Source organism: Vibrio sp. 2304, from assembly GCF_033339475.1.
Classification (GTDB): domain Bacteria; phylum Pseudomonadota; class Gammaproteobacteria; order Enterobacterales; family Vibrionaceae; genus Vibrio; species Vibrio alginolyticus.
This window is the reverse complement of record NZ_JAWOUQ010000007.1, coordinates 193,496-207,159: the sequence shown is the minus strand read 5'-3', so window position 1 is coordinate 207,159 and position 13,664 is coordinate 193,496. Positions and strand designations below refer to the sequence as shown.

The 13,664-nt window shown below is 40.7% G+C and carries 8 protein-coding genes and 2 pseudogenes; 4 read left to right on the top strand and 6 right to left on the bottom strand.

Annotated elements, in window-relative coordinates:
• Positions 1 to 144: 144 nt before the first annotated feature.
• Positions 145 to 4,596, bottom strand: a complete 4,452-nt coding sequence (locus R7P64_RS15845) for a hypothetical protein (RefSeq protein ID WP_318123688.1) — start codon at positions 4,594 to 4,596, stop codon at positions 145 to 147.
• Positions 4,597 to 4,930: 334 nt separating this feature from the next.
• Here R7P64_RS15845 and R7P64_RS15840 point away from each other — a divergent pair, with 334 nt between their 5' ends.
• Positions 4,931 to 6,235: an FRG domain-containing protein gene (locus R7P64_RS15840; RefSeq protein WP_213899631.1), complete on the top strand. Its 1,305-nt coding sequence runs from the start codon at positions 4,931 to 4,933 to the stop codon at positions 6,233 to 6,235.
• A gap of 212 nt (positions 6,236 to 6,447) precedes the next feature.
• On the opposite strand, the gene R7P64_RS15835 is transcribed toward R7P64_RS15840, so the two are convergent.
• The 3 genes and pseudogenes from R7P64_RS15835 to R7P64_RS15825 all read right to left on the bottom strand — a co-directional run bounded on the left by R7P64_RS15835 (position 6,448) and on the right by R7P64_RS15825 (position 8,438).
• Entirely contained in the window at positions 6,448 to 6,864 is a 417-nt protein-coding gene (locus tag R7P64_RS15835; protein WP_213899632.1) for a hypothetical protein, read from the bottom strand.
• 235 nt (positions 6,865 to 7,099) lie between these two features.
• The gene (locus tag R7P64_RS15830) at positions 7,100 to 7,531 is read right to left on the bottom strand and encodes a hypothetical protein (protein WP_077284305.1); all 432 of its coding nucleotides are present in this window, start codon (positions 7,529 to 7,531) and stop codon (positions 7,100 to 7,102) included.
• Positions 7,521 to 8,438 (bottom strand): annotated as a pseudogene (locus tag R7P64_RS15825) (hypothetical protein). The gene R7P64_RS15830 and the pseudogene R7P64_RS15825 overlap by 11 nt, the downstream one beginning before the upstream one ends.
• Positions 8,439 to 8,780: 342 nt before the next feature.
• Between R7P64_RS15825 and R7P64_RS15820 the strand changes: the two are divergent.
• Entirely contained in the window at positions 8,781 to 9,236 is a 456-nt protein-coding gene (locus tag R7P64_RS15820) for a hypothetical protein (protein ID WP_025767120.1), read from the top strand.
• Between the two features lie 146 nt (positions 9,237 to 9,382).
• Here the strand turns inward: R7P64_RS15820 and R7P64_RS15815 are convergent, their stop codons facing one another.
• On the bottom strand, positions 9,383 to 10,411 hold the full coding sequence (locus tag R7P64_RS15815; RefSeq protein ID WP_176043453.1) for a DUF4238 domain-containing protein: 1,029 nt from the start codon (positions 10,409 to 10,411) through the stop codon (positions 9,383 to 9,385).
• A gap of 269 nt (positions 10,412 to 10,680) precedes the next feature.
• On the opposite strand from R7P64_RS15815, the gene R7P64_RS15810 reads away from it, so the two are divergent.
• Both R7P64_RS15810 and R7P64_RS15805 read left to right on the top strand, forming a co-directional pair.
• Positions 10,681 to 11,385, top strand: coding sequence for a S24 family peptidase (locus R7P64_RS15810; protein WP_025767122.1), 705 nt, complete (start codon positions 10,681 to 10,683; stop codon positions 11,383 to 11,385).
• Positions 11,375 to 12,664, top strand: coding sequence for a nucleotidyltransferase (locus R7P64_RS15805; RefSeq protein WP_213899633.1), 1,290 nt, complete (start codon positions 11,375 to 11,377; stop codon positions 12,662 to 12,664). The genes R7P64_RS15810 and R7P64_RS15805 overlap by 11 nt, the downstream gene beginning before the upstream one ends.
• A 368-nt stretch (positions 12,665 to 13,032) precedes the next feature.
• Here R7P64_RS15805 and R7P64_RS15800 read toward each other — a convergent pair.
• Positions 13,033 to 13,512 (bottom strand): annotated as a pseudogene (locus tag R7P64_RS15800) (DUF4118 domain-containing protein); the annotation flags it as partial.
• Positions 13,513 to 13,664 lie beyond the last annotated feature (152 nt).

The following is a 13,664-nucleotide window of genomic DNA, read 5'->3' as shown; positions in this document are numbered from 1 at the left end:
GAGCGTTTAAAAACAGAAGCCAGTGAAAGGAAAATTCTCACTGGCTTTGTCGTAGTATTGTGGTTCGAAATACACCTGACTTGTAATAGTTGGCGTCTTTAGCATTAGGTCTGGCTATCGTTTTGTATCTTTGTTCCAAGCGACTTATTGCCAAGCTCCTCCCTCACGCCACACAATCCCCTCAGAACGACGCCAACAAGACTCATCATTGTTTCCGTTAGGCCACGTGTTTCGCTCCGCAATCATTACCCACATTGGTTCTATGTCAAACTTGCTAACATAGTCATGAAGAGTTTCATCATCAATAACTACTGCAGTTTGATGCTCAAAAGGCTCTTGAGCTTGTATTACAACATCACCATGTATGTTTAACCATTTGCTTGGCTCACTTTGAGACAACGAAAGTTCAAGTTCATCGGCAAACCATTTTTGTGGCATATAATTCGAAAAACCATCAGGAAGAGATTTGTCTAAATGACTTTCCCAATGGTAGTTAACTGTAGGTATTGCAAATGTACATTCTTCAGGCCCGTTCCAAAGAGAGTCTGAAAACTTTTCAGATTCCCACGTATTGCGCCAATATGCTTCGCGAAGGTACGGACCGTCAGTAAACTCCCTCGGTTTAAAAGAGTCAACATCAATACTTTCATTCTCTCTAAGAAACTCGGCTAGCTTTCTCACACTTCCTTTTTTAAGAAATACGCAATAAAGGAATCTGAATTCTTCATATCGCATTCCATGCATGCCGACTCTACGACCTTGATATTTTTCGCTAGAACAATTGAATTCATACAGCACACTCCACGCCTTATTATTTTCATCAATCCTAGAGAGCTTCTCAATCATCGTCAGCGTCGGATCTTCTTCAAAAGGCCACTGCTTCAAATTCTCTTCTGTAACTTCGGGAAGCTCGATAATTGGCTCTACCATCCATTTTTCAAGGTGGAGGTCTTGTTTTACGGGAGGTAATATAGTTGGTTCAATATTTCGTCGAAAGTCATGATGGCTATATCGATAAATACACGGCTTTTCAGCTCCCCATCCGCCTTCAAGAAACCAGTAGTTGTCAGCTAATCGGGCTTGAATTTCGTCTAAAGCAATTCTTTGGTATTTTTTACCTATCCGCTCTAGGTCATTTTCATGTCTTGAGTTACTAGTACCATATCCATCTCTAGGAAAAAGATCTGAGTTCCAACCAAGTTCATAGGCTCTTTTAGTGATCCATAATCTGCATTGTTGTATATCAACCGAATCAAACTCCTCGTAGCCACCATCACGAAGGTAGTCCAACGAAAGTCTTTTCCTCTCGTCTTCACTTAATAAGCTTTCTAAGCGGTGGCGAGCATTAACTATTGCTTCTTCTAGAGCTGTAGCTTCCGTTTTGACAGCCTCATTCTCTGGTTGAGCAAAAAATATAGCTTGAAAATAATTGGGACTGGATGCTTTTTCAAACTCCTCTAGAGCGTCGACGCGCTCAGTGAAGGGATGTATCACTTCCTCTAAAAAAACTCGCTTTAGTTCTTTCTTCGAAACTGGTTTTGGACTACTAAGGGGAGTAGTTAAAAAATTTCGCACACGACCTGGGATACTGTATTTCCCATAGTCCCCCCACTCACTTGAAGCAGAACTAAATATTTCTTTGCCTCCTCTTTCTTCAGCAATTTTCTCTACTTCATCTTCAGTCAGACCAAATATTGGAGGTTCAGAGCCTAGAGGGTGATAGCAGTCTTCTAGGTTAATACCTTCACTCAATGCGTGCTTGCTATTTGCAAGTTCAATTATCCCCAATGCATAGTCTCTAGTAAGTAGTGCTACCGGTGGCTGTTTGTCTGCAAAAACTTTGGCGAAGACTTCATGCGAGTAAACATTTAGACGTTCAGAGCTTTGATCGATGCAACAAGCTCCAAAGGCTGCTGCATAGAGTCGCTCTATAACATACGGATCATCGCAATCGTGCAACTTTTCGAGCAGGAAGGTAAATATGTTTGAGTTTACTAAAAATAGCGTCGTTAGTGCTTTGGTCGCTTGGTCACGCAATGTCTGGTTAGACGAAGATAAGGACCATACCAAAACTAATGACGCTAACTCCAAATGTTTTAAATCTGCAGTGCGACTATGCTTTGATAACGCCCATGAGACAATTCTTTCAACTTGATTGAGTTCTTCTCGCGACGCCCAATTAATCCAACGTGTCCAATGACTATCTCTTTCTGGCATTTGCCATTGCTTCAGACGTTCATGAAGGCGAAGAGCGTTAAAAGGATGGTCAATAGTCATTGAAACTTCCAAGAGTAACCCTAGAGGCTCAACATTGTAGCCATCTAATCGGTTCAGTAATTCTCGCGAGTCATTCGAAAAGGCATCTGCACTCCTCCACTTGAAGCTTTCCGCAAAGCTCTCCTGCAGTGACTGTTCTCTTTCCCAATGTAATTCCCAATCGGGTAGAGTTTTAGCAAATTCTACCCCGAGTTTCTCTGGGTAGATTGTGGATAGAGCGCTAATCAATCCTGTATATTGATAGTGAAGACCATGGTCTGGCTTCCCATCATAAAATAGGAAATTCAGAGGAAAGCCCGCATCGAAAGCCGTATTTAACTGTTCCCTAGACACTTTCGAAAGCAAGGATGTCGCCATGAGGTGATCTTGGAACCTCTGAAATGAGAAGCGCACTAGTTCTGATGGGGGATTAAAGGGATCATAACATTCCGAATAAGGAGGCGGGTCGCGTCTGAATAAACTTGTTTCTATTAACACCTGTAGCCAAGTTTTTCCTTCTGGCGCAGTTCTACCCTTAAAGCTCTCGTCTGCAATTGCTATCGCATCTTCGACTTCTATGAAATCGCAACCATTCATAGCCATCATACTAGCGACTTGAACAACACATTTTTTAATGGAATTTGAAATGGTAGCTGAGTTTGCTGTTTGTATCCCAGTGCGCCAACTCAACGCATCGAGATACAGGGCCATAGTTTGTGATATTCCGTTCAACCCGCGAGGAAATTCCGTAAGTCCTTTAGCATGCAAAGCCTCACTAGTCGTTTTTAGGAATAATGGATTGTTGAATTCTGGCGATAACCATGGTGTATTGGGCCGAGCTATGCCTTTGGTATCAAGGTATCGAATTGCTGCACGTTCCATCTCCTCCGGAGTGGAAAACCCATTTATCCGATATTTAGGAAGTTTTTCGAGCAAACTATCCGGAACCGCATAAGGAAGATACTCATCACGACAAGAGAAAACTGCTGATAGGTAAGGGTATTTTTGAATCGCGTTAACTATTTCCGGGAGATTACACTTCCAGTAATGTGCACCAACACCCTCGTTGATTGCGTCAAAGAGCAGAATGGTCCGCTCACCTTTACGTTCGCCAGCTGTATTCAGGGGGCCCAAAACATCATCGACTGTTCTACCCTCTAGACCACAAATTCCGCCGAATTGCTCCCAAAATACTGACGTCGAGAAACTCTGGCCTAACACTAGGACTGTTGGTAATCCTGCACTAGTTCGCTGCTCTGCAACTTGCCCTAGAATATGAGACTTTCCCGCACCTGCAGGTCCATAAATTAGAGCGCAGCGTAATGACTCTGCTATAAAGTTAGAATTTCTTAGAATTTCTCTTAATGAAAAGCAAGAGGATGAAAGCTCTTGGAGACGTATACGCACATTTTCAAGTTTGCTTTTATCATCCTCTATCAATATACCTTTATCTACCGAAGCGTACTGTCTTTCAAGTTTCCAAACAGCGTCTTGAAGCCGATCTAAAATACTCGTTGCTACCTCAATGTTCCATTCTTCATTTAAGTCGTGTGTAAACGAACCTTTAAGCTGAACAAGTTCCTGCCATGTCTCATTTGCAATTAAAAGTGTGTCGGCATCTGATGCAAGATCTGCTGAAGAGAACTCTATAGTGGGAACTCTTGATTCCTCAAGCTCATTGAATGCGCCTATCAACTGCTCAGTCGTGCTTGGACCTCGAGCTATGGTGTCAAACAAAGATTCAACCGAGACTTCTACGTGATCGTGAGGATTGAAACGGTCATCTAACGCTCGTTTCGCAGTATTAACTTGGTCTTCAAACCAAGAATCGTTTAGTACATCACCTCCAAACCAAAACTTGATCAATGCGGCATTCTCTTTTCGAAGGAGCATTTCTTTTAGAGTAGTTTCGGACCAAAGCTCGAATTCAATGTCAATTGACTTTTCTTCTGCCCAACCTTTCCACTTATTTACTCGCTCATCCCACTTTTCTCGCTGAGATTTACCTTTCGTCCCTCTAGGTGGAGTTAAGTCTTTTGGTATTGCGAAAATATAAGTTTGAAGTTCAGGGTGTACCTTTAACGCTTGTTCTACCGACTCATCCATTTGACTCCATTGGGAGTCACCAATCGAAGTGAAATACTTTGCTTGATAACCAATTTTCCTTCCATTGTTTAGAATCCAAAGAGCCTCTACACCTCCATCTCCTCCACAACCATCATTCGGTTGGAATTCAAGACCATTTTTAGGGTTCTCTCGACGAGCAAGCACACAAATTAGATCTTCAAAGGACTCTCTAGGCCCTTTGTTGAACGCATTTATAGAAGAAAAATCAATCAAGTTTGTATGTCCTTTTCCTGTCTGGAAGGTTGCGAAATTGGGGTTTGAAAGATAACAACTAGGAAAGAATAATATATCAAACAACTAGAATACTTTGTTGACGTAATTCAAACATCCAATCAATGACTTACACCTCATTAATAGGAGTAAAACTCAGGTCTAACCGTCTTGACTCGTTTATGCCCCAAAGCTTGCCAGCCAAAGATTTAGGACAAATTTCTTTTGTCATAAATTGACCAACTTTTTCTAGTGGATGATTATGTACTTAGTTTGATACGAAGTTGTAGCTCGATTCAGAAACGGTAAGTCCAATTATTTTGTATATGGAGACAAAGTGAAACAGTTAAAAGTAAACACGCTTCATGAACTGCAAGAGTTAATTGCCACGTATGGCGAGGCGGTACTTTTCAGGGGGCAGCTTGAACATTACGGTGAGCCTAGTCATCCTTCTGTTATAGCCTCATTTGACCGCAGAGTTTGCGTTCCTTCTGAAGCCGTAAAGTGGATGAGTTATGCCAGTAAAGTTCTTGAGGTCCTTATTGGTGACCATGTTAAAGATATTAGTTATGTACAAGCACTTTTACAGCATTATGGATGGAGATCATTTTATATTGATTGCTCATCCAGCCCAGCCGTGAGCGCATGGTTTGCTAGTCATAAGTACACTGAGTCACTAGGCATCGATATGTGTGAAGATTGTGGTGAAAACTTTCTCTGGGAGCGCAAGAAGTTTGCGCAGTATAATTTTGAAGAGGGTGACGGGCATCTTTATATAATTGATAAATCAATCGCAAAAGAAGTAGGACTTGTAGATTTGTCTACATTAACACTTAGTGGAACTTTTCTCCGAACAGATGCGCAAAAAGCATGGCTGTTAGGACCGACTTTAGGGAAACCGATACCCAAGGAGTGTTTTGTTGCTCATATTACAGCGAGTAGGAGCATCTTTCGGGACTATGCAAGCTTACACGATTTAACAAACACTGATTCTTTGTTTCCGCCAGCTTCAAAAGATCCAATTTTGAAAGCACTACTAGAGTTGCCGTGGCGAGAAATAAAGTCGCTCCGTGATCCAGAGTTTTCGGTTCCAGTCTTTCAGCGAGCACTTGAATTGCCAGAATATCAAAACAGTTTTGAAAAAATCGCTTCACCTACAACTGCTTTTTACCGAGGTCAGACGATAAGTGAAATGTTCGATTCATTAGAGTCTCGCTATGGATTACTGACTGGTGGTGAAATTATTTCTGCATCAGAATTAATTCTTTTCGGAAGTGCTGATACAAACACACCATTGAATTTTCCTAAAATCGAAAAAAAGCTTGAAGGGAATAACTACCTAGCATTTGAAATAGATGAAATCGTTAAACATCCTAATGTGGGAGATAACATTATTTATCAAAAAGGGGTTGGTATAATTTCTCACTCATCGGAACTTTTTGAAGTTTGCGCATTAGTCGTTATGCATCCTGGTATTGAAATGACCAATGCTGGATTTAGTCCAGGCTGGTTCTATCGTAGAAAGTCGAGTGGTTTATGGGAACGGGAATATCATGAATATGAATGCGACTGTGGTAACGAGAATATACATAATCGTAATATTTCTGCACTGCACATCGCTGAAGAGCTTTTAACGTTGTAAGGGGAATAGTTTACATGGACCATGAAATTACCAATTACGTAATGGCTTATTAAAGTTCGCCACGAGTATCGAGTTTTCCCTACATGAAGTAATTCGTGGTTTGCTAAATTAAGTAAATACTCTAAATTGATTCTGTCCAAAAACGATTCTGAGATTAAATATCCTTTATAAGGAGCAGTGCTTATCCTGTAAGCACTGCTCCTTATAAAGTTTCAATCTTTAATGTAAAAGTGGCGAACTTTATCGTCAGAGTTTCGATCTTTGTTGTCCACCGACATCTCTCGATTCTTTTCTTCGTGATATTTAGCCGCATAAACCGCCAATAAGCTTGCTGTAAAAGCAATCATTGCTGCATTCAGAGTTTGCCAATGAGACCAAACTTCTTGGACATATGACCAATTTCCACCACCATCAAACCATGGCTTTAATATCATCATCACGAAATACACCCCAATCAAAATACAACCAAAGGTAGAAAAGTATACTCTTACAAAAGTATCCAAGAGAGTTTTGGGAGACCCCATTCTTTTCTGTATTGAGCTAAGAAATTCAGTACTGATACCGATAACTTTGCGAAGATAATTGGCCCCATCACGAAGCTTCTCTACCCCAGATAGTTCTTTATCCATGTTGTACCACTCCTAGTAAACAATTTTTTAAAGCTTAAGGTTACCAAATTGTACTCGTTTCTATGCATAATGAGCGCGATACTCAACCACAGTCAACTAAGAGGTTCATAGTTTCGTGTCTATGCTCTAGATAGCCGATTAGGTTGAGGAGCTCTCGGAAGGAATTAGACCAAGCGTAAGTAGTAAGCTTACGCTTGTTAGAAGAGTTCTTAGTGAGGATTAGAGACGTTCTTGGTCAATGAGTTGCTCTAACGTATTTCAAATGTATTCCCGTAGGAGTGATATTGGTTAAATCTCGGCTATATACATACCCATACTTTTGTAAGAGATCAATTGAGTGATACGTCCAGCCAGCGGCAAAGGCTACACCAGCCAAGGCAAAATAAACACAGATTTTATTAGCTAGCTGCATTGCACTTTGAGAGTAAATTTCATTGATTTTTTTCCCGCACAACATAGCTTTTGGGGCCATAAAAAAAATACAACCTAACGCCCCTAATAATCCAATCGGCACCCACAGAGTTAGAACGGATAGCTGAACAGTGTCTGCTTTATTCAGTAGTTCAAGATAGTCTCTATAGACTACATAAGATGGATAGCCCCAACAAATTATCCCAAACAAAAGAACAAAGATACCAGCCAAACGTAATCTTGTTTTATGTGACATTCTCAAGCATCCTTACGACTTGATTAGAAACTTTGTATTCACCCCAAACAACCTCAATTAAGACATATGTTGCTGTAACAAATAGCGCACCAACCATTACGGGAGCTCCCAGAGCTGCCGTAGCAAATAACAGAACTTCACCAGCTGCTGTTTGCAACATGAATTTGAACATATCGGCACCTACATTGCCAAACCAATCCACTAAGTGATAGTCGTCTTTAAAAACTAAGTCGCTGGTGGCTAGACTAGCGGACACCACAAAGGTTAAGGCACCCGCACCTTTGAAGTTTGCAGTTCTAGATTGAGGACTAAAGCCTGCTTGCACCGACTTAAATGAATTTAGAGGGTACTTCTTACCATTCATATTAAGCCGAGTACCATTGACAAACGCATGCCGTAGCACTTTGCCATTCTCGTTTGTCCCTGAAAATGCGACAAATAATTTACCTCGGCTTTCTACCAAATCAGCTTTAACGCCTAGATCGCCAAACTGTTTAGCAATTGATATCGCATTAAACATAGGCTCTGTGTGATTGAACCAAGACTTAACGGTGTTAATGCTCAAGGCGATAGCAGCGACATCCTTACCAGACTCCAGCCAAACGTTATGTAATATTTTATGTGCATCCTCTAAATCTGTAATTAACACATGCTGGTGGTTTTTAGCCATTTCATCCCCAAGTGAACACTGTAATCCTATTGAGTCACTGAGAAGCTGAGGAGCATTCAATCCTAGAGAAGTAGGTCCTAACCCTGCTTTTTCTCTATCTCTAAGAACCCTCTCACGATTTTCCATCGCTTGCTGAAGGAGTTAATTCAGCTCTACGCTCTCGTTGCTGACGAGCGAAGAGCTCTTTTGTGGTTTCCGGCTTTCTTCTGGGGTAACAGGGGCAGATTCATATCTCATAGGATCATACTTACACTATAAAAATATGATTATATCAATATTTTCAATACGTTATCATTATCAACAATGCCGATCTACGCTTTAACTGCCAGAAAAGCCATTATGGCTAGTTAAATGTTCACATTGAAACCTAAATCACATCAACTTGAACTCAAGTAGAAAGCTTTTAAAGAATAGTTCCCAAATTGGTATGTAATTTATGATATCGATACTATTCATCTCAGACCACTGAGTTGCTTTAATGTGAACTGGAAACAGCATCAAAACTTTACTATTAAAACTAAGAGTCTATTGTAAGGCTTCCAGACCTTTTATTAACTTATAACTAGGTACTTATAAATAATGAAGATTCTCAGCTTTATAACCAAAATCTTTATAAGAGAAAATCAATTAAGTTCCCAAAAGTTTTCAGCTTCACGTGACTTGAATGAACTTGCATTCCGTGCCCAGCAAAACTATCGAGCTAATCCGGATAAGCTCGCAAATAGAAGAAATATAACAGCAATTGTGAACGCATTTCATGCACTCCATTCAAACTTAGCAGCTCAGCCTCACGACAATTATTTCTTTGGTAATTTAATCAAAGACCATAAAAATGGTTATACCAGCATGGATACAGCAGTCAGTTTAACTCTTGACCTTATCAATGAACCTAAAGCACTTTTCTCATCACAATGTGAATATTTTTCAAGGAACTTAGAAGTCATCCTAAGAGATTACTCATTCACAAGTCCACCTGAGAAAATTATATCCCCTTACCTAAACGAAATAAGTGATGTGGCATACGGAGGCATTTAACATCTCCCTAGGCTAACTATAAGCTAAATTGCTTGCATGTAGATGGTGTAGTCGGAACTATTCCCTCATCTCTAATTTCCCGACATAGTTCCTCTACACCTTTAACAAACGCCATGTACCACCCTGAGCCATTATTAAACAGTTTGCTAAGTGTAGTAATCGCTGTAAAACACAGATTCTGCGCCTTGGTGGGCTAAATGCCAGTTTTTCCAATGCTCCCTTTCGGCTTCAACTTGTTCTCTATCTACAACCCTAGGGAGCAACAACTCGATGCCTCCCCTTTCTTCATGGGATATTACGCAGTTATGGCAATTCTCGACTATCATTCGGTTAATTTTATGTGTTTGGTCTCGCGTAAGTTTTGTACCTCTTGGAATTGGAGGAGAAACTCCAACTTGTGTATACAGCAAATGCCTTGGTCCCAGTGGTAAAATGACCTCACTGTTTGGATTTGCCCAGCCACCATTAAAATCATAATTTTTGCTATCTTCATAATTTAACCGTACCACTGGATTGTCTGACGTATACCAACTCATCCCCTCAGCAGGAAGGAGTATGGTCCACTTGTTTCTATGTAGTTGATCAGCAACAGTGGTAAGGACATGTTTTATAGACCACAACCAAGAAGCTCTTCCAACCAAAGATGTAACTTTTACTACAAACTCACCCTTAGCATTGTCTATGATCTCCACTCTTAAGGGTAAGCTATCATGGTAACGAGCCTTCCCATCAGGCTTATAACCCGGAGGTATTTTTGATTTAACCTCTTTAAGGACATCTTTGACCACTTCATTAAGTGCCACTTCATTGAAACGCTCTAAATGCTCTAGGTAACGCTTTGGAGTCCGTAAGTCCTGAAGTGCAACGAAGTTAGCTAATTTCTTATAATCATTCCTTGTAAGCTTCTCATTGCGAGCTACTTTCTCAATCGACTTACTGGCAGGAAATTCATACTTAGAATCGAACCAATTTTCTAATATATCATCTGGGCTACCGTTTTGAGTGTTTACATACAAATATTTATGGTAACCGATCGCTGATGGATAGTAGTCCTTCCATAATGGCACATTCTCGTGTTGAACAACTTTCCTATAGTGGAATACCTTACCCTGCTCGTTGCACCAATTTTTTAGATACATCTCAGGTAAAAAGTGATTGTCTTTTTTTACACTCAATGAAGCCTCCATTTTCTCTTTTAACGCTGCATTATGGTGCTACAAAACCTTACCGTACCACCGGGCTTATACCTTACTACTCGAATCTATAGTGCAATTACAGTGTCTCTCCATGCTCATGAATCGTATACTCAAAAACCTATGGTTCACAGATGTGCACCAGGCCATCTAACCATCCCAATAGCTCATGCTCTTCCTTACATTGCACCAGTACATAGCTGGATATATAATTACTGTATATACATACAGCAGTCAGACGTGTTTTTAAAATGGGTGTTTTACAAATATTTGATCAGTCAATAAATTGCGGCATAACAGGCTTTGAAGACCCAACAAGCGGGAGTGTCCGTAAATCCCTGTCATTGTCAAAACAGCTAGTTCATCATCCTAGCGCAACCAAATTAACTGTTGCTCATCAAGATGTACCTTACTTCGGTATTTCAGATGGCGATTACCTGCTTGTTGACTCAAGCCTTCAACCTGAAGCAAACGACTGTATTTTGGTTGAATACCTTGGCGAAAACGCTCTTGTGTCATTTCAAGAGATACAAAAGCAAGAAGATATTGTAGTTCAAGGCGTTGTATCTGCTCGTTTTCATTGGTACAGAAAAGGCTATTCGATACCTATTCATAACTCATTGAAAGAGTTCGACCTTCATGAGTTATTAATACCTCCTGAGCAACAACATACATGTGTATTGATGCGTGCAAACGGTAAGTCTATGTTACCAATCATTGATAACGGAGATTTGCTACTCCTTAACCGCAGCCTCTCATTTAAAGAAGATCATCCCGTTATCATGGCTTTAAATGGTGAATTGGTATGTAAGAGGTTGAACAAAAGACTGAAAAAAGCATACAGCGACAACCCAAAGTTCAGATCTGTTTATCTATCATCAAGTGACGAAATTCGCATTTACGGCTGTGTCTCTATGGCTATCCGAATTTACCGGAGAGAACTTCGTGGCCGATAAATCATTCGCACTAATAGACGGAACAGGATTTTATGCGCACAGTAGTGCTCAATTTCATCCTGGTTTAAAAGGGAAACCAGTACTCGTGTCAGCAGGCCAAGGTATTAGTATTGCCGGAGCAAATATAAAGGAATTTGGGATACCCAAGTTCTCTCCTATTTGGGAAATCGACTCTAAAGTTGCCATGCATCATGGCGCAATATTTAAGTGTAATTTTAATACCTTAGGGCAGATATCTAGGAACTTTAAGCAATCACTTATAGATGTTTCCGAGGGGCTACCCATTTTTCATTACAGCGTCGATGAATCTTGGGTGGAGACTACGGAGCTACTGAAGAATGGCATTGACCTGGAACGCGAAGCTTGGCGTTGGCGTGAACACATTTGGAAAACAACGGGTGTTCCTACAGGAGTCGGGATTGGTCCTAGTTTAACTCTTTCAAAACTGGCTTCGTTTGCAGCCAAAAAACTTCAGGGTAGTAACGGTGTATTTGTCATTAGTAAAGACAATTTGATTCAGACATTAGAAAAGGTACCTGTTTCAGAGGTTTGGAACGTAGGCAGGAAGCTATCTAAACACTTTTCTCATATGGGCATTTATAGCGCGTTAGATTTAGCTCGCCAAGATCCTAAAAAAATGCAAAAAGCCTTTTCGATTTCCGTCGCCAACACGATCCATGAGTTAAATGCCACACCTGTCTACAATTGGAACGACACACGACCTAAGAAGCAACGAATTTGGTCCACCAGCTCATACCGGGACCGTTTACAATCAAGGGAGTCCATAATGTCGGAATTATCTCTTCACCTTGCAGAGGCATTTTTTAAATTACGAGCGCAAAAATCAGAAGCCCTGGCTATAACAGCATTTGTGTCCACATCCATACATGACGATCCTCAGGAGCAGTTTAAGGCTAGCCGGAGCATACACTTCAGTTACGGTGTATGCGATACCTCTGTAGGTCTAAAGACTTTGAGAGCTATTCAGGGTGACCTTATTCCTACTCAACCGACAAAAACGCGCATTTATAAGGTTGGAGTTGGCCTTACTAGTTTAATCGACGCAGAACACAAGCAAGCAGATCTATTTGAACCAGAGGTTAATAACCATAAATTAAGCAAAGCAATCGACTGCATTAATTCGCGCTTTGGGAAAGGGACAATAGAATTTGGAGCACGTACAAAGCGGTACTCAGAGCGACCAGGGAATGTAAAGTTGCTAGAGCTGGAGAATTATTTCAGCGATTTTAATGAGCTACTTGAGGTTAAGTGTATTTGAATGTATTGGGTTGTGTGAATTAGTGAGAATGCAATCTGTCAGTTTGGTCTCCTGAGGGAGATAAAATCTGAAAAATCTGAAAAATCTGAAAAATCTGAAAAATCTGAAAAATCTGACAGATTGTTTATATTGCTATAGGAGAGGAATAAAGTTTCATACTAATTCCTACTACAAAGTCTGAGTCACGCTACAACTTAGTAATAAAGTATCATAATGGTTGTCTTGAGCATCCACAGATTGAGCGGTCCCATTTAAACACGTTTCTGGACAGAAGTTTGCCAGTGATTTTACTAAATTAGTAATTCATGAATAACTTTATGTATCGAAAAGCCGCTTAGTGAAGTGTCCAGTCTGGCTGGAGCAGATTAGTCGAGCAGTTCATCCTTTTCTTTCGCTTGAAGTTGCGTCTGATATTCTTTGAAAGTGGTGAGATTACCGATAATCCCCGCGAGCGGGGTTCTCAAATCATGAGATACGGAAAGCAAAATTTGGTGGCGCAGTTGAACTTGTTCTAGCGCATTTTGTTGGCGTCGATATCGCTCAGCGAGCTGACTGGTAGTAAAGGCAACCACAATAAAAACAAGTAAGTTGATGATGTCATCTAAGTGGAACATCTGAAGCGAATATCGAGGCGTGGTAAAGAGGAAGTTAAAACTGACGGCTTCGGCAATCGCAGCCACATAAGCTATTTGTGAGTGACATTGAAGGGCAATCACAACGATAGAAAGCTGGAGTATCAGCAACACCGCAATGGTTGAGCCTAACCAGTGATCAAGTCCTAAAGATACGACAAGTGCAAGAACAAACACCGATGCCGATAAGAGATAACGCTTCTGTAGCCAACTCATTGCCATATAAGTCATTTGAAAGAAAATCTTAACAGCGACTCTATCAGATGCGCAGTCAGGGTTCGCGTAAAAAAAGCGTAAAAAAATGGCGAAATCTAGAGGCGTTATATCCAATCAGAGGAAGTCACAAACAGCATCATAACTTCCTCGAC